The following is a 15932-nucleotide window of genomic DNA, read 5'->3' as shown; positions in this document are numbered from 1 at the left end:
GTTTACTCTTGTTCCCCTTTATCCATAAGGTCCGATTGAGCAGCAATCGTCAAGGTGGAGATGATTTCATCCATATCACCGTTCAACACAGCATCCAAACGATGCAGTGTTAAACCGATACGATGGTCGGTTACACGGCTTTGCGGGAAGTTATAGGTTCTGATACGTTCGCTTCGGTCACCTGTACCAACCTTGCTCTTACGCTCGCCCGCATACTTGGACATTTCTTCCTGCTGCAGCTTATCGAAAATCCGGGCACGAAGTACCTGGAGTGCTTTTTCCTTATTCGAGTTCTGCGACTTTCCGTCCTGACATGTTGCAACAATGCCAGTCGGTACGTGAGTTACCCGAACCGCCGATTTCGTTGTATTAACGGACTGTCCCCCTGCTCCGCTGGAACAGAATGTATCTACGCGAATATCGTTGTCATTAATTTCGATATCGATATCTTCCATCTCCGGCAGTACAGCTACCGTGGAAGTGGACGTATGAATCCGCCCTCCCGATTCCGTCGTCGGGATACGTTGTACCCGGTGAGCGCCGCTTTCAAACTTCAGCTTGCTGTACGCTCCCTTGCCGTTCACCATAAAGATGATTTCTTTAAATCCACCCAGATCGTTCATGCTGACGTCCATAATGTCCGTCTTCCAGCCTTGGGTATCTGCGTATTTCGAATACATCCGATACAAGTCAGATGCGAACAAAGCCGCTTCATCGCCACCAGCAGCACCACGAATCTCGACGATAACGTTTTTGTCGTCGTTAGGGTCCTTTGGAAGCATCAAAATTTTGATGCGCTCCTCCAGTTCTTCTTTACGCTGAGAAAGCTCATCGAGCTCCATCTTAACGAGCTCACGCATCTCATCGTCCAGCTTCTCGTTTTGCATAGCCCGTGCAGCCTCATACTGCTCTACAACGCCTTTGTACTCGGTGTAAGCTTCATAGGATTCCTGAAGATCGGATTGCTCTTTAGAATATTCCCGCAGCTTTTTCGTATCGCTTGTTACGTCCGGGTCACATAGAAGCTCGCTTAATTTATCATAACGGTCTGCCAGTGATTGCAGTCTATCTAACATCATCATTCACCCCTTATGTCACAAATGGTTAGTATTTATTTTAGACGTTAAAACGGAAGTGCATAACATCGCCGTCCTGCACCACGTATTCTTTTCCTTCCAGACGCAGTTGTCCTTTTTCCTTAGCCGCGTTCATCGATCCGGCATTCACCAACTCATCATAGCCAACAACCTCTGCGCGAATAAATCCGCGTTCGAAATCAGTATGAATAACTCCAGCTGCTTGCGGAGCTTTCATTCCTTTGCGAATCGTCCAAGCGCGAACCTCTTGCACTCCAGCGGTGAAATACGTATACAATCCAAGCAGCTTATAAGCAGCCTTGATCAAACGATTTAAGCCGGATTCCTGCAATCCAAGCTCCTCAAGGAACATTTCCTTGTCTTCGCCTTCCAGCTCAGCAATCTCGGATTCCACCTTCGCGCTGATAGGAACTACTTCGGCACCTTCAAGAGCCGCGAATTCACGAACTTTTTGTACGAAAGGATTGTCGTCTGCACTCGCTACTTCCTCTTCGCTCACATTAGCTGCGTACAGCATTGGCTTCATAGTCAGCAAATGAAGATCACGAATCAACAGCTTCTCTTCGTCGCTCAAATCCACACTGCGAGCCGGTTTATCGTTGTACAAAGCTTCTTTAACCCGCTCCAGACATTCAACCTCAGCAGCGTATTTTTTGTCGCCGCCCTTCATATTTTTACGGGAACGTTCAATCCGCTTCTCAACCGATTCAACGTCAGCCAAGATCAGCTCCAGGTTGATCGTCTCAATGTCGCTGATAGGATTAACCGTACCGGATACGTGCGTAATGTTCTCATCTTGAAAACAGCGAACTACGTGGACAATGGCGTCCACTTCGCGGATGTGGGCAAGAAACTTGTTGCCCAGTCCTTCGCCTCGGCTTGCGCCTTTAACTAGACCAGCAATATCTACAAATTCAAATGCCGTCGGAACGACACTTTTAGGAACGACCATCTCCGTTAACTTCACCAGCCGCTCATCGGGAACCTCTACTACACCTACGTTCGGATCAATCGTGCAGAAAGGGTAGTTTGCCGACTCAGCGCCCGCTTGCGTAATCGCATTAAATAAAGTGGATTTGCCAACGTTCGGCAGGCCCACGATCCCAGCTTTCAAAGCCATGTATAGGACAACTCCTTAATTATCGTTATTCAATATTCCTAAATAGTTATTATATCGCAAAAATAGGGTTGCTGTCACCTTGCTGCTCCATTTTCCAGCAAAAATCATTGGTTGCCTATCCATTACTGCATAAAACAAGCCTTCCAAGTGAAATACCTGTACGCTAGTTCGACCAAAGCATTAACGATCGGTAGATATAACAGTATAATGAATGTATACTTCTCCATGAAAAAAGGTGATCGTAGTGAAAGCCCCCTGCCCTGTATCTGACCCAAAGCACGATACGTTCAAGCACCCGATTATGCTATTTGACGGAGAATGCCGTTTTTGCAGCGGCTCGGTCCAGTTTATTATCCGTAAAGATAAGAAGGACGTGTTCCGCTTTGCCCCACTGCAATCCGATACGGCCCAATCCTTATTGCCTCAAGAGATTAGGGAAGATCCAACCATGGATTCAGTCATTCTCATCGATAAAGGTATCGTTTATACTCACTCTGCCGCTGTGCTGCAAATATGCAGACGACTCGGACGTGGCTGGGCATTGCTCTATGTATTTGCCAGTGTGCCTGCACCTTGGCGAGATGTCATTTACCGTTGGGTCGCCAAACGACGTCACAAACTGTTCGGGAAACAGGACAATTGCATGATTCCAACACCCGAAATAAGACGCAAATTTATATGATAATAAGCAATGAGGTTCATTAGCGCTTATCCCCATTTGGGGATAGCCGTTTGGACAAATAGAGGGAACTTGCGGAACTATCCCCAATTTCCTACAATAAAATGTGCATAATAAACGGGTTATCCACAAGGTTATCCACAGCATGTTAACAAATCGAATATTTGTTCGTCAGCATGCACATGTGAATAAGTTAATATTAGAATCGAGGTGCCTGTGTGCAACAACATATCCCTTTTATGAACGCCGCAATGGAAGAAGCTCGCAAAGCCGAGGCACTGCTAGAAGTCCCTATCGGCGCCGTTGTCGTATGGAATGACACCATTATTGGACGCGGCCACAATCTTCGCGAGACCACACGAGACCCGTTGGCTCATGCGGAGCTTATTGCAATTAAACAAGCCAGCGAACATTTAGGGGCTTGGCGATTGCTCGATTGCAGATTGTACGTGACACTGGAGCCTTGTCCCATGTGTGCCGGCGCCATCGTTCAGTCCAGAATCCCACAAGTCATTTACGGAACAACCGACCCCAAAGCAGGCTGCGCCGGTACCCTAATGAACCTGCTGCAGGAGGAGCGCTTTAATCATCGTGTGGATGTCATTTCCGGCGTTCTACAAGAAGAATGCAGCAGTATGCTTACCCAATTTTTTCGCAGGCTGAGAGGAAAAGCTTGAGAAAATCGTCTATTGACGTACTTTCGTAGGCGGAGGTTTTTATCGGCAATATGAAATTCCTTTCGTTAATCCTTTAGCGAAATTAACATTTCCTATGTAAGAAAAGCAGGAGGCTCGGTTTATCCCGGCTCCTGCTTTTTTCATTACGATATGATTCGATTGTCAGAACCTCTGAGCTCAACCTGCACATCCTGCGGCAGCACTACGGTTACCGTCATCCAAGGATAATAGGATTGGATCCCTTGTTCGGACGGAAGTCGTTTGATCTGCACATACATGATATCTCCAGCCGTATGTACCGATATAATCTGGTCCTTGTCCAACGGGCGGGATTGCCCTCCCCCTTTAATCCTTTCACGGAAAGTACCGAATATCTGGACGGATCGATCCGCCGACTTATCTATTTTTACATTTTGGTCTGCGGACTGTACGACGATTTTTTTCACACCATCGCCCAATGCTTCCTTCACGGTAGGTAAATCGCGAGTTTCCTCCGTCGCCCCCATCATAGAGCGAACCTCGCCCATTATGCCAACTGACGTCAGTAAAGCAAAGCCTAAGCACCCTATGCAAATCACTCCGACGAAAAACAGGCTCATAAAATCATATTGGAGGATGCTGTTTTCTTTTCGGGAGAACAATAAATATATGATAATTTCGAGTCCCAGTAATACGAAGATGATCGGCCACCAAGCGATGAACGCATCGAACGCCTGGATGCCTTGCCACTGAGACATAAACAGGATGACACCTAACAAAATTAAGGTTAACCCCATCGACAATGTGCCTACCCGCCATTTTTTCATAGGCTATCCGTCCTTTCGATTTTTGCTTCCGACCAGCAGTCGTAGACCGCCGCCGATCAAGATTACGGATACAACAAAGGTTTGAAAGTATTGATGGAACAGCATGGAAATCCGTTCTTTAGGAAACATCCGATCCAATGCGCTTAAGACTACCTCATCAGCCAAGTAATACACACCTAAGGCGAGCAGTCCGATACCGACCCATTTTTGATGGTTAATCAACCAATCGACAAAAGGTAGATCCTTGAGCTCCTCTCGCCCTTGCTTTGAAATTTGCTGCAGAGCGTCAAAGAAGCTGTAAAACCATAGAATGGGAATCAAAAATAGGAAAATCGATAGACGAAGCACATCCATAATGTAGATGAGCAGCAGGAAGGCGGCCATCAGCTGAAGCCCTCTTTTTTGTAAACCGAGATACATATGTCCCGCTCCAGGTACGATAGACAGGAAAGTAGCGATCATTTTACTTTTTCTGCCGTCCTCACGACTTTCCTGGAAATCCTCGAAGAACGTCTGATCGACAAGCTCTTCTCCTCGCTGCTTCCTATTCAGCTGCTGTACGCAGTCGAACATAGAGTAAAGCCAGATGATAGGCAGTATGCAGAGAAAGGCTAGAAACCCATCCCTATGGGTCAGCACAGCTACGAAAATGACCATCGCCAATGTTCCGAAGAAAGCGATTAGAAAGGCTAATCCTCTCTGCATCAAGCCAAGCTGGAAATGCCCTAGCCCTGGAATAAATGACAGGATAATCGTAAGAAACCGGTCATTCCCCTGGTTTGGCTGGACCAGCATCATTCCATCCTCTGTGTAGCTAGGAGAGACAGCCAAGGTTGGCACACGGCCCCGCGCGATAGCTATGACCATGTCAATCATGTTGATCACCCCGAAAAATAGGGCAACGACCATCAGAATGACGAGAAAATCGCCGTTGTGCCGGTATTTCCCTGTCAGAACCAGCAAGAACATCAACGAAACCGGTCCGAAAAACCCAATGCCGTAAATAACCGCCCTTACCAAACGGTTCAAATATAAGTGTCCCATTCCGGGGATAAAGGATAGCAGCAGCGCTGCCATCGGACTTTTAGGTTTCATTATCGTGTTCCCCCTCTTTCGTGTTTGGGCTGAATCGAGTCCAACATTACAATCGTTTTTTCCATGATTTTTTGGGAAACGGATGAGCGGTTTTCCTCCTGTACCCATGGCCCTGCCTCAATGTTCGTCTCCGCAGAACCTATCCGATCCATCATCGACTGGAAGGTGCTCGTTCCCATCAGCAATAGTGTGATGACAGCAGCTACTGCATAATGGAACGCGGGATGCCGCAGGAACGATGAGGCTTTTCGATCTTGATACTGCTGAATAGGCTCAGAAGTAGCCTCTACGACCTGCACTGATAGTGTGGACTCAGACTCTATTCGCTTCATAACCGACTCAACAATAGCCGTCTCTGCTGCCTCTGCAAGCCTAGGGAAGGTATCCGCCGTGAGTTCCAATCCTTGCATATAGTTTTCAAGACATTCATTACATGAACTGAGATGTATTTCGTACTCATGCTGCTCCTCGGCAGTTAGTTCCTGTCTAGCATACCTGGACCATTCTTCTACCGTGTAATGCTTCATCCCCACTCTTCCTCCTTCCAATGCTTGCGAATCCACTGCTTGGCTCGATACAGCTTCGATTCCACTGTTTTCAGAGTAACTCCCTGCTCCGATGCAATTTGTTGATAGCTTTTGTCCTCAATATAGAAGGCTACGACTACATCCCGGTAATTGTCAGGCAAGTCATCCAGACATTCTCGAATACGCTGCTGACGATGTCTATGGAGTACTTCCTCCTCCACCGTATGTACAGGATTCAACGGAATGAGCTGCTCGGGTTCGTCGGTTAACTGCTCTCGTTTTCGTTCGAGCGAACGTTTATAATCTATCGCCTTGTTTACGGTTATACGAGTAATCCATGTTTTAAAGCCTTGATGCTGGTAGGTAGGGAGAGAAGCATATATTTTCCACAGTGCTTCCTGCGTCACATCCTCTGCGTCTTTACTCGAATGCAGCACAGAGAACGCAACTTGATATAAATACGTATTATATTTGTCCATCAATAAGCGAAATGATTGCACGTCGCCGGCTACAATGCGCTCGATCCACTCTGTTTCCTCTGAAATGGTTCTCCCCCTCCTCTCCGAAAGAATAGACGATAGCCCAGCAGCAAACCCCTGCACATGATCGATTATTTTTTTCTAGAACTCCCCTTATTGTACAACAGCAAAAAAAGAGCCGCTTTCAATCAATTCCCTCATCCTATGTTTGGGAAGAGCACTCAGGCGAGTATCTATGTAAAATGAACAAAAAAAGACGGGTGCCGCAGGAAAGAATATCCTACGTGCTTCCGTCTTTCTCCGATAGTCCTACATAGAACTCTTGCTACTTTAATCCGGCTTGTGCCTTCGCCATCAGTTTCCCGTCTTGAAATGTGAGGGTGGCATTAGCTCCAACCGTTCCTTCACCCTTGTATACGTAAACCGTAGTGTGAGTTTTTTCGCCCTTTTTGCCGATCTCCGACAATAATTCACCTGATCCTCCGATAATCTTGACCACTTCTTCATAACTCATTCCGTTTTCTATCTTTTCGAATTTGGCTTTCGTTATAAGGGAGTTGCCTTCCTGTTTCTCTGAAGCTTCGGTTTTATTCGTTTGCCCGGACGTCTGTTTAGCTGACTCTCCTCCACACCCAACTAAACTTAAAGCTACAGCAAGCGTCATTGCAATCCATTTTAAGTTCATCTCTACTCCTTTAATTCCATAATATGCCTTTATTGTACATTGTATCCTTTTATAAAAACAGGTACTAAGATCACACTTTTGGGGCGTAGTCTCCGCTTATTACAAATCCATTGGTAAACAAAAAAACTCCTACAGCATAGGAGGTTCGTTAGTAACAAATATAAATGGCGCGCCCGATACGATTCGAACGTACGACCTGCAGTTTAGGAAACTGTCGCTCTATCCTGCTGAGCTACGGGCGCGCGCTACCTAGTAGTTTATCACAAATGGCGGCTAAGCAAAAGTCCTCAGACTGCTGCTACTTAAATCATTATCAATATTCAACATCACAGCTGAGTCAATACATATGGTCCATCCTTAGTAATAGCTATTGTATGCTCAAACTGTGCGGACAAAGAGCCATCCCACGTGCGGGCCGTCCATCCGTCGGAATCTATATACATTTCATATCCACCCACATTAAGCATTGGTTCAACCGTAATGACCATGCCCTCCTTCAACTTATAGCCTTTTCCCGGTTGCCCAATATGCTGAAAGGAAGGCTTCTCATGAAGCGACTGTCCAATACCGTGTCCCAGCAAATCGCGAACAACTGAAAATCCTGCTCCTTCCGCATGCTTCTGAACGACATGCATCATATCGCCGATCGTATTGCCTGCTACAGCCTTTATAATAGCAAGGTCGAGACATTCTCTTGTTACGTTAATCAGTCGCTCAGCATTGGGAGAAATCGTTCCTACAGGGTAGGTGCGGCAGGAGTCGGCCATCCAACCATCATAACTGCAAACAATGTCCATTTTGAGGATGTCGCCGCTTTGTAGTGGTCTGTCATCCGGAAATCCGTGTGCGATTACATCATTAACAGAAGCACAGGTTGCAAAAGGAAACCCTTGATATCCTTTCGTGACTTGCTTAGCCCCATTTTCGTTCAAAAATCGTTCAACAAAATCATTAATATATGCCGTAGTAACTCCGGGACGGATTAATTTAGCAATTTCCTGATGACACTTGGCTAACACTTGCCCTGCTTTGCGGATTTTTGCAATTTGTTGAGGTGTTTTTAAAATGATCATCTTTTTCGCCTCAGCATTCTTTTTTACCATAATACGTAGTAAGGGTGGAAAAAGGACCTCTGCATTCGCTCAACCTTTAATTTCCAAACAGTAATCTGTATCTTTGTAAGTGATAAAATGCATTCTCTTTTATTATTCTTCATGGTAAAATAATTGCAATCTAAGAGCGAGGTGTTGGACAGCGTGCTGCAGGACAATCGATTCTACATTGTTTATGATGAACTAACGATTACTATTTGTTCTTTTCTTGATGATGTTTGTGAAGAACTAGCGGCAGGAAGCACAATATATGGCTACGCTGACAACGAAGAAATTGCACAAATGATGTTAGTCGAATGTTTCCAATACCTATCTGCCAAAAATGCGTAATATAAAAACGACAATTCCTTCCTACTGAGGAGAGGAACTGTCGTTATTTCTACACCGTTGGGCTTGGATTAACCTTCACCATTGTTATGTCTTGAATGATTGGCTTGCTTAACCTTCTTAGAACCGGATAAAGGCTCGGTAGGCTGAGTATCCTTTTCACGGTTTTTTTGTCCACTTGGGGGATTCACAGGTTGAGGAATATCCTTAGGCATTTGGTAGGCCCTCCTATATTTAAAATTTAATCTTTATCCGATAAGCTCGCCGTTTGAGTTTGAGTAGGCTCGTCATGATTTAGCGCATCTTGATGCCGCCGATCATTCGTTTGCTGTTGAATTTGCTGAGCATGATGACTATTTACAGAGGTATGCTCAAGATCCTTGACGACATTTTGCAGATTCTTATCTACATTGCTCTTATTTTTAGTCACAGCTTATCCCTCCGGCAATCAGACTATTTAGTCACCACGTGCAGCTGTTGCGCGCATTCATGAATGTGCCGGACATAATCATCCACTAAAGTTTGAATGATTGTTGTACGCTCATCCACATTGCGACCCTCACACTCTACATCTACGAGCTCCACTTTTATTTCCCTGGAATCTACATACGTACACTTAAAGTCAAAACTGTAGTCGGAATGCCCAGCAGTGGCAATATGCACGCGTAGGACATTAGATTCCGCCTCATCAGCCAGTACTTCCGCCCGGTCGGATGCATTTAATAATGTCGGCAATGTTCTGGACCAGGCAGCAGCCAGCTCTTGTTGATCGATTGTCAATGTATCTGTCTTCGCCATCTTTTCAACACCTCCACACTCTTTAAGGTGCGATTCCTAAATCCTCTTTATTCGCCTAGGGTAAAGTAAAATAAGGAATTTGGCCTTCAGATCGGTTCCTCGGATCCTCCGAAAAAGCAAAAAAGCTGCATCATCCTCTATATGGATGATACAGCTTAATATTTATATGTAATGCCATTTTGTTTAAATGGCGGAGAGGGTGGGATTCGAACCCACGGAGACCTCACGACCTCGGCGGTTTTCAAGACCGCTGCCTTAAACCACTCGACCACCTCTCCGGGTGACAAAATGGATTGTATCACATTTGACTCTTGTTTATCAAGTTCTATTTTTTAGAGATCTTAGTTAAGTTGTTCATATACGGGCGTAGTACCTCAGGAATAACAATACTACCGTCTTCCTGCTGATAATTTTCCAGAATCGCGGCAACCGTACGTCCGAGTGCTAGACCGGAACCATTCAACGTATGAACAAACTCCGGCTTAGCCTTTGCATCGCGGCGGAAGCGGATATTTGCACGACGTGCTTGGAAATCCTCGAAGTTACTGCAAGACGAAATTTCCCGGTAGGTGTTGCTGTTAGGCAGCCACACTTCCAAGTCGTACGTCTTCGCCGATGAAAAGCCCAAATCACCTGTACATAAAGCCAGAACACGATAAGGCAGCTTTAACAGCTGTAGTACTTTTTCCGCATCGGCAGTCAACTTCTCCAGCTCATCATAAGAGCTTTCTGGTGTTGTAAGCTTCACAAGCTCGATTTTGTTAAACTGATGCTGGCGAATTAAGCCGCGGGTATCTCTCCCTGCCGAACCGGCCTCAGAACGGAAGCAAGCGCTGAATGCGGAGAAATATTTCGGTAAATCCTCTACCGTCAATATATCGTCACGATAGTAGTTCGTTACAGGAACTTCAGCCGTAGGGATCAAGAAGTAATCGATGCCTTCTCCCGACAGTTTGAACACATCTTCCTCAAACTTAGGAAGCTGCCCCGTTCCTGTTAGGCTGTCACGATTAACAATCTGAGGAGGAATCATTTCCTCATACCCGTGCTTGTCACTGTGAAGATCCATCATGAAATTAAGCAATGCGCGCTCAAGGCGTGCCCCAAGTCCTTTATAGAACACAAAACGGGAACCTGTCACTTTGGCCGCAGCTTCAAAATCAAGAATTCCAAGATCTTGACCCAACTCCCAATGTGCCTTTGGCTCAAACGAAAATACAGCTGGTTCACCTATGCGGCGAATCTCAACATTGTCATCCTCGGATCTACCTACAGGCACACTGTCATTAGGGATGTTTGGAATTGACATAACAATGCCATTCAGATCCGCTTCAAGTACTCTGATTTCATCATCAAGTACTTTGATTCGGTCATTTACACCCTTCATTTCTTCAATTAGAGCATCGGCATCCTGCTTAGCCTTTTTCAAAGCGGCTACTTCTTGCGATACAACATTACGTCTATTTTTTAACTGCTCGACTTCTTGCAGTAGCTCTCTACGCTTGGTGTCCAAGCTTGTAAACCGGCTAATATCTTCAAGCGTTTTGCCGCGATTGTTCATCGCCTGCTCTACGCGCTGCAAATCATTACGCATTAATTTTACATCTAACAAGGTGACCCCTCCTACCTCGCTTCACGTACCATGTCTAGAAAATATGCGTGCATCCGTTCATCATCGGTTAATTCCGGATGGAACGAGGCTGCTAGCAAATGTCCCTGGCGTGCCGCAACAATTTGGTCCCGATACGTCGACAATATGTCGACGCCTTCGCCTACACTCTCAATTAACGGAGCACGGATAAATACCGCACGGACATCGTCAGCGACTCCTTTTACGGCCAAATCCGTCTCAAAGCTCTCCCGCTGCCGACCGAATGCATTGCGGGCTACCTTGATATCCATTAATCCAAGATGTGCTTCTGGCTGACCGGCAATTTCCTTGGCGATCACAATAAGTCCCGCGCAGGTGCCGAATATCGGCTTTCCTTGCTTAGAGAATGACTGCAGTGCTTCTATAAAGTTATAGGTACGCATTAGCTTACCAATGGTCGTACTTTCCCCGCCAGGGATAATAATCCCATCGATTTCGCTTAACTGCTCCGTTTTTTTGACGATGACGCCTTCAGCGCCAGCCTTCTCGATCAGCCTAATATGCTCGGCTACTGCTCCTTGGAGTGCCAATACTCCTATTTTCATGGCTAATCCATCCTTTATCGAACAATTACCAGCCGCGCTCTTGCATGCGTTGAGTAGCATCCAGCTTAGAAATTTCGATACCTTTCATTGGTGTTCCTAAGTTTTTGGATATTTGAGCGATCAAGGCATAATCCGTGTAGTGCGTTGTCGCCTCCACAATAGCTTTAGCGAACTTTTCTGGGCTGTCCGATTTGAAAATACCGGAACCCACGAATACGCCATCAGAACCCAAATGCATCATAAGAGCAGCATCTGCTGGAGTCGCTACGCCACCTGCAGCAAAGTTAACAACCGGCAATTTGCCTGTCTCGTGGACTTGCAACAGCAGCTCGTATGGAGCGCCCAGGTTTTTAGCTTCAGCCATCAGCTCGTCTTTGGCCATAGCTTGTACCTTTTTAATTTGCCCTACCATCATGCGCATATGACGAACCGCTTCAACGATGTTACCCGTTCCTGGTTCACCTTTAGTACGAATCATAGACGCGCCTTCGCCGATTCTGCGCAGTGCTTCTCCAAGATCTCTTGCTCCACAAACAAACGGAACTGTGAAGTCTCTTTTATTAATATGGAATACTTCATCGGCAGGAGTAAGTACTTCACTCTCATCGATATAGTCCACACCCATGGACTCCAAAATTTTCGCTTCGACAAAATGTCCGATACGCGCCTTTGCCATAACAGGAATCGATACGGCCTTCATAACCTCTTCCATAACGGTTGGGTCAGCCATCCGGGCTACGCCGCCTGCTGCACGAATATCTGAAGGTACACGCTCCAATGCCATAACAGCGGAAGCTCCTGAAGCCTCAGCGATTCTTGCTTGCTCTGCATTCATGACGTCCATAATGACGCCACCTTTTTGCATTTCTGCCATGCCCTTTTTAACTCGTGATGTACCAGTTTCCATTTCCCGACTCCTCCTAAAAACCCATATAATCAATTCACGATACGCAAAATGCGACAAACTAACTAAGCAATTATTTTACATGAACAACCTTAATTATACAACCCGTAAACCCGGATTTTACGCCTTCTTAGCGCCGCTAATCATATCAACAAAGAAGTTTTTGATTGCCCGGAAAAATAAGCGGAACCAGCCACCTTTTTCCTCATCATTAGCTGCCACTAATTTTATAGTATACGGCTTATTTTCAAAAGTAACCGTCATCGTACCAATTTCTTGCCCCTTTGTAATAGGAGCTATAAGATCCGTCTTGCCTTCCGCTGTTTTTGCAAAAGCAGTATCCGGAGTACCTTTCTTAACCAACAGCGATAAACCTTCACCAGTAACAACCGGTACTTCTGTATTCGTACCTTTCTTAATAGGCACAGTTGCCAATGACTCTACTGGGCTGCCTGCCTTAACGATTTCTTTCTTTTCGAAATTCGTATAACCATAATCTAGCAACTTTTTAGTATCAAAAAAGCTGTTGTCCCTGCTGCTCGAATTCATGACAACGGAGATAAGTCTCGTATCGTTACGGATAGCCGTTCCAGTAAAACAGTAACCAGCTTGGTCTGTATGCCCCGTCTTGAGTCCATCCAAGCCCTGATAAACATACTTTTTGAAGTTTACATTATCCTTGTTTCCTTCAAGCATCCAGTTATAGTTAATCATAGGATTGGTATCTGTTGTTCTGAATTTCTTGGAGACAATGCTAGAGAACTTCAAAATATCCGGATAATCTTTAACTAAATGATAAGCGATTAGTGCAGCATCCTTGGCAGTAAAGATCGTTTCACCCGGTAATGAAGCCGGTGCGTACTTACCCAAATCCACTCGGTCCAAGCCCGAAGTATTGATAAAATAAGCATCCTTGGACAGGCCTAGCTTAGCTCCTGTTTCATTCATCAGTTGTGCAAACTTTTCTTCGGAACCTGCGATCTTCTCCGCTAAGGCGACTGCAGCTCCGTTATCTGAATAAATCGTTACTGCATTAAACAAATCTTGAACGCTATATTGATCTCCCGCTGCTTTAGGAATACCGGATAATGCTTTGTTATTCGATAAAAAAGCAGAGTAGTCGCTGATAGTAAGCGTATCGGTCCAATCTATCTTTTTGTTGGCAATGCTATCAAGAACTAAGTATTCAGTCATCATTTTGGCCATACTGGCTGGTGGCATAGGAGTATTCTCATTTTGAGCGTACAGGACTTGTCCCGTTGAAGCCTCCATCAATATCGCCGATTTCGAACTTAAACCTAAATTCGGGGCTTCTGCCTCCGCTGCTTGGGCTGTATTAGCAACTAGTGGGGATATTGCAATTTGTGCTACGATCGAAGCAGCTAGTAGTAGCTTTCCCCATTTCCAAAACCTGTTCACTTCTTCACTCTCCCATTCATTTTGTGCCTTTATTGTAGCATACCAACGTAACCAAAAAAAAGAAGACAAAGACCTGAGCCCTTGTCTCCAAAATATGGTTAAACATTATAACGAATAGTTAGGCGCTTCTTTTGTGATTTGTACATCATGCGGATGACTTTCACGTAAGCCAGCTCCGGTAATACGAATGAACGAAGTATCATTGATAAGCTCCGGAATATTGTGTGCTCCGCAGTAGCCCATACCAGAACGCAAACCGCCGATTAGTTGATACACCGTATCGGCCAAAGGACCTTTGTAAGCAATTCTACCTTCAATACCTTCAGGAACAAGTTTGCTCTCGTTCTCTTGGAAGTAACGGTCTTTACTGCCTTCTTTCATAGCTCCAAGCGAACCCATACCACGGTACACTTTAAACTTTCTGCCTTGGTAAATTTCAGATTCACCTGGGCTCTCGTCCGTACCTGCAAACAAGCTTCCGATCATAACAGCACTCGCACCTGCTGCAATCGCTTTGGTAACATCGCCTGAGTACTTAATTCCTCCATCAGCGATGACAGGCACGTTATATTCTCTTGCTACCGAAGCGCAGTCATAAATAGCTGTGATTTGAGGTACCCCGATACCTGCAATAACCCGTGTAGTACAGATGGAACCAGGACCGATCCCTACTTTAACCATCGAAGCGCCGGCTTGGATAAGGTCTCTTGTAGCGTCTCCAGTAGCCACATTACCTGCGCAGATTGGGAGGTCAGGGTATTGGGTGCGAATCATCTTAACGGTGTTTAAAATGTTGATATGGTGACCATGAGCCGAGTCTACAACAAGCATGTCTGCTCCAGCTTCTACTAATGCCGCTGTACGCTCCATTACGTCCTTAGATACACCTACCGCAGCACCTACTAGAAGGCGTCCCTGAGCATCTTTAGCTGAGTTAGGGAACTGTATAGCCTTTTCGATATCTTTGATCGTAATAAGGCCCTTCAAGGTGTTATGCTCATCGACCAACGGCAGCTTCTCGATCTTGTGCTGCTGCAAAATAACTTCTGCCTCAGCCAGCGTAGTGCCTACAGGAGCGGTTACCAAATTCTCGCGAGTCATGACCTCTTTAATCTTAATTGAGTAATCATGAACAAAACGCAAATCACGATTCGTCAAAATACCGACCAGCTTTTTATTCTCATCACACACCGGCACGCCGGAAATTCTATATTTAGCCATTAGCTCTTCGGCATCATACACATGATGCTCCGGAGTAAGGAAGAACGGATTCGTGATAACTCCACTTTCCGATCTCTTAACACGATCCACTTCCTCTGCTTGCTGGGCGATAGACATGTTTTTATGAATAATCCCAATACCGCCTTCTCGTGCGATAGCTATCGCTAATGCTGCTTCCGTTACCGTATCCATCGCTGAACTTAAGAAAGGGATATTCAACTTGATTTTATCTGTAAGCTGCGTTGAGATGTTGATTTCTTTCCCAAAGACCTCTGACTTTCTTGGAACCAACAACACATCATCAAACGTCAAGCCTTCTTTAGCAAACTTTGTTTCCCACACAACTTAGTCCTCCTTCAAATTCTTACTTGCCCGTAGATATTATTGCAATATTAACAAAAGCCTATTTTTAATGTCAAGCTTATCTTCTCAACCGTTAGAGTATCTTCGAAATTATGTACAAACTATGGAAATACAAGAATTAAATGCCCTTTCTTCCCCTTTAGAATGCCCAAAGTGTAAAGAAAATTATGAATATATTTACTAATCAAATAACTTGTTTTCTTTCATGAAAAACACTTTATCCTTTACCCACATACACCAAAAAGCAAGCTCGATCATTTACAAAACAAAAAAGTCTTCTCGGATTTGTTCCGAGAAGACTCATCAGTTGCTTGGCGACGTTCTACTCTCCCAGGACCCTGCGGTCCAAGTACCATCGACGCTGGAAGGCTTAACGTTCGTGTTCGGTATGGGTACGCGTGGTTCCCTTCCGCCATCATCACCAAAC

The 15932-nt window shown here is 45.3% G+C and carries 19 protein-coding genes, 2 tRNA genes and 1 rRNA gene; 3 read left to right on the top strand and 19 right to left on the bottom strand.

Annotation, left to right across the window (positions count from 1 at the left end; all coding sequences use genetic code 11):
• Positions 1 to 2: 2 nt before the first annotated feature.
• Together prfA and ychF are read right to left on the bottom strand one after the other, a co-directional pair.
• Positions 3 to 1076, bottom strand: a complete 1074-nt coding sequence (prfA, locus tag BP97_RS0121450; protein ID WP_028550940.1) for a peptide chain release factor 1 — start codon at positions 1074 to 1076, stop codon at positions 3 to 5.
• Between the two features lie 40 nt (positions 1077 to 1116).
• The gene (gene ychF / locus BP97_RS0121445) at positions 1117 to 2217 is read right to left on the bottom strand and encodes a redox-regulated ATPase YchF (RefSeq protein ID WP_028550939.1); all 1101 of its coding nucleotides are present in this window, start codon (positions 2215 to 2217) and stop codon (positions 1117 to 1119) included.
• Between the two features lie 244 nt (positions 2218 to 2461).
• Between ychF and BP97_RS0121440 the strand changes: the two genes are divergently transcribed.
• Together BP97_RS0121440 and tadA are read left to right on the top strand one after the other, a co-directional pair.
• The gene (locus BP97_RS0121440) at positions 2462 to 2899 is read left to right on the top strand and encodes a thiol-disulfide oxidoreductase DCC family protein (protein WP_231506361.1); all 438 of its coding nucleotides are present in this window, start codon (positions 2462 to 2464) and stop codon (positions 2897 to 2899) included.
• A 215-nt stretch (positions 2900 to 3114) separates the two neighbouring features.
• The gene (gene tadA / locus BP97_RS0121435) at positions 3115 to 3573 is read left to right on the top strand and encodes a tRNA adenosine(34) deaminase TadA (protein ID WP_028550937.1); all 459 of its coding nucleotides are present in this window, start codon (positions 3115 to 3117) and stop codon (positions 3571 to 3573) included.
• A gap of 143 nt (positions 3574 to 3716) precedes the next feature.
• Here tadA and BP97_RS37095 read toward each other — a convergent pair whose 3' ends face one another.
• The 7 genes from BP97_RS37095 to map form a co-directional block, all read right to left on the bottom strand.
• Complete coding sequence (locus BP97_RS37095) at positions 3717 to 4379, bottom strand: LiaF transmembrane domain-containing protein (protein ID WP_051620854.1); 663 nt, start codon at positions 4377 to 4379, stop codon at positions 3717 to 3719.
• A gap of 3 nt (positions 4380 to 4382) precedes the next feature.
• The gene (locus tag BP97_RS0121425) at positions 4383 to 5474 is read right to left on the bottom strand and encodes a hypothetical protein (RefSeq protein ID WP_036746324.1); all 1092 of its coding nucleotides are present in this window, start codon (positions 5472 to 5474) and stop codon (positions 4383 to 4385) included.
• The gene (locus BP97_RS0121420) at positions 5474 to 6001 is read right to left on the bottom strand and encodes an anti-sigma factor family protein (RefSeq protein ID WP_028550935.1); all 528 of its coding nucleotides are present in this window, start codon (positions 5999 to 6001) and stop codon (positions 5474 to 5476) included. The genes BP97_RS0121425 and BP97_RS0121420 overlap by 1 nt, the downstream gene beginning before the upstream one ends.
• The gene (locus tag BP97_RS37090; protein WP_231506360.1) at positions 5998 to 6501 is read right to left on the bottom strand and encodes an RNA polymerase sigma factor; all 504 of its coding nucleotides are present in this window, start codon (positions 6499 to 6501) and stop codon (positions 5998 to 6000) included. The genes BP97_RS0121420 and BP97_RS37090 overlap by 4 nt, the downstream gene beginning before the upstream one ends.
• 304 nt (positions 6502 to 6805) lie before the next feature.
• Complete coding sequence (locus BP97_RS39045; protein ID WP_231506359.1) at positions 6806 to 7165, bottom strand: DUF3862 domain-containing protein; 360 nt, start codon at positions 7163 to 7165, stop codon at positions 6806 to 6808.
• A gap of 165 nt (positions 7166 to 7330) precedes the next feature.
• A tRNA-Arg gene (locus BP97_RS0121405) sits at positions 7331 to 7407 on the bottom strand.
• 84 nt (positions 7408 to 7491) lie between these two features.
• Entirely contained in the window at positions 7492 to 8238 is a 747-nt protein-coding gene (gene map / locus BP97_RS0121400; protein ID WP_028550932.1) for a type I methionyl aminopeptidase, read from the bottom strand.
• Positions 8239 to 8421: 183 nt separating this feature from the next.
• Here map and BP97_RS0121395 point away from each other — a divergent pair, with 183 nt between their 5' ends.
• Positions 8422 to 8607 (top strand): hypothetical protein, encoded by a 186-nt coding sequence (locus tag BP97_RS0121395; protein WP_036746322.1) that lies wholly within the window; start codon positions 8422 to 8424, stop codon positions 8605 to 8607.
• Between the two features lie 68 nt (positions 8608 to 8675).
• Here BP97_RS0121395 and BP97_RS37085 read toward each other — a convergent pair whose 3' ends face one another.
• The 10 genes from BP97_RS37085 to rrf all read right to left on the bottom strand — a co-directional run bounded on the left by BP97_RS37085 (position 8676) and on the right by rrf (position 15931).
• The gene (locus tag BP97_RS37085; RefSeq protein WP_036746319.1) at positions 8676 to 8819 is read right to left on the bottom strand and encodes a small acid-soluble spore protein P; all 144 of its coding nucleotides are present in this window, start codon (positions 8817 to 8819) and stop codon (positions 8676 to 8678) included.
• Between the two features lie 26 nt (positions 8820 to 8845).
• Positions 8846 to 9034, bottom strand: a complete 189-nt coding sequence (locus tag BP97_RS0121385) for a hypothetical protein (protein ID WP_028550930.1) — start codon at positions 9032 to 9034, stop codon at positions 8846 to 8848.
• 23 nt (positions 9035 to 9057) lie between these two features.
• Positions 9058 to 9402 carry a hypothetical protein gene (locus BP97_RS0121380; RefSeq protein ID WP_028550929.1) on the bottom strand — a complete coding sequence of 115 codons (345 nt, stop codon included), beginning with the start codon at positions 9400 to 9402 and terminating at the stop codon, positions 9058 to 9060.
• Between the two features lie 188 nt (positions 9403 to 9590).
• A tRNA-Ser gene (locus BP97_RS0121375) sits at positions 9591 to 9680 on the bottom strand.
• Positions 9681 to 9727: 47 nt separating this feature from the next.
• Positions 9728 to 11014 carry a serine--tRNA ligase gene (gene serS, locus BP97_RS0121370; protein ID WP_028550928.1) on the bottom strand — a complete coding sequence of 429 codons (1287 nt, stop codon included), beginning with the start codon at positions 11012 to 11014 and terminating at the stop codon, positions 9728 to 9730.
• 11 nt (positions 11015 to 11025) lie between these two features.
• Positions 11026 to 11598, bottom strand: coding sequence for a pyridoxal 5'-phosphate synthase glutaminase subunit PdxT (gene pdxT, locus BP97_RS0121365; RefSeq protein ID WP_028550927.1), 573 nt, complete (start codon positions 11596 to 11598; stop codon positions 11026 to 11028).
• A gap of 25 nt (positions 11599 to 11623) precedes the next feature.
• A complete protein-coding gene (gene pdxS / locus BP97_RS0121360; RefSeq protein ID WP_028550926.1) occupies positions 11624 to 12505 on the bottom strand; it encodes a pyridoxal 5'-phosphate synthase lyase subunit PdxS in 882 nt (293 codons plus the stop codon).
• Between the two features lie 117 nt (positions 12506 to 12622).
• Positions 12623 to 13921 (bottom strand): D-alanyl-D-alanine carboxypeptidase family protein, encoded by a 1299-nt coding sequence (locus BP97_RS0121355; protein WP_028550925.1) that lies wholly within the window; start codon positions 13919 to 13921, stop codon positions 12623 to 12625.
• Positions 13922 to 14026: 105 nt separating this feature from the next.
• Positions 14027 to 15484, bottom strand: a complete 1458-nt coding sequence (gene guaB / locus BP97_RS0121350; protein ID WP_028550924.1) for an IMP dehydrogenase — start codon at positions 15482 to 15484, stop codon at positions 14027 to 14029.
• A gap of 330 nt (positions 15485 to 15814) precedes the next feature.
• Positions 15815 to 15931 (bottom strand): 5S ribosomal RNA (rrf, locus tag BP97_RS0121345).
• Between the last annotated feature and the right edge of the window lies 1 nt (position 15932).

Source organism: Paenibacillus sp. UNC451MF (assembly GCF_000686845.1).
Taxonomy (GTDB): domain Bacteria; phylum Bacillota; class Bacilli; order Paenibacillales; family NBRC-103111; genus Paenibacillus_S.
The sequence above is the reverse complement of the archived record's forward strand: the minus strand, read 5'-3'. Positions and strand labels throughout refer to the sequence as shown.

What these genes read in the sequence shown, in the direction of transcription:
- prfA (WP_028550940.1), bottom strand. Translation starts at nt 1,076, where the DNA reads ATGTTAGATAGACTGCAATCACTGGCAGACCGTTATGATAAATTAAGC.
- ychF (WP_028550939.1), bottom strand. Translation starts at nt 2,217, where the DNA reads ATGGCTTTGAAAGCTGGGATCGTGGGCCTGCCGAACGTTGGCAAATCC.
- BP97_RS37095 (WP_051620854.1), bottom strand. Translation starts at nt 4,379, where the DNA reads ATGAAAAAATGGCGGGTAGGCACATTGTCGATGGGGTTAACCTTAATT.
- BP97_RS0121425 (WP_036746324.1), bottom strand. Translation starts at nt 5,474, where the DNA reads ATGAAACCTAAAAGTCCGATGGCAGCGCTGCTGCTATCCTTTATCCCC.
- BP97_RS0121420 (WP_028550935.1), bottom strand. Translation starts at nt 6,001, where the DNA reads ATGAAGCATTACACGGTAGAAGAATGGTCCAGGTATGCTAGACAGGAA.
- BP97_RS39045 (WP_231506359.1), bottom strand. Translation starts at nt 7,165, where the DNA reads ATGAACTTAAAATGGATTGCAATGACGCTTGCTGTAGCTTTAAGTTTA.
- map (WP_028550932.1), bottom strand. Translation starts at nt 8,238, where the DNA reads ATGATCATTTTAAAAACACCTCAACAAATTGCAAAAATCCGCAAAGCA.
- BP97_RS37085 (WP_036746319.1), bottom strand. Translation starts at nt 8,819, where the DNA reads ATGCCTAAGGATATTCCTCAACCTGTGAATCCCCCAAGTGGACAAAAA.
- BP97_RS0121380 (WP_028550929.1), bottom strand. Translation starts at nt 9,402, where the DNA reads ATGGCGAAGACAGATACATTGACAATCGATCAACAAGAGCTGGCTGCT.
- pdxT (WP_028550927.1), bottom strand. Translation starts at nt 11,598, where the DNA reads ATGAAAATAGGAGTATTGGCACTCCAAGGAGCAGTAGCCGAGCATATT.
- pdxS (WP_028550926.1), bottom strand. Translation starts at nt 12,505, where the DNA reads ATGGAAACTGGTACATCACGAGTTAAAAAGGGCATGGCAGAAATGCAA.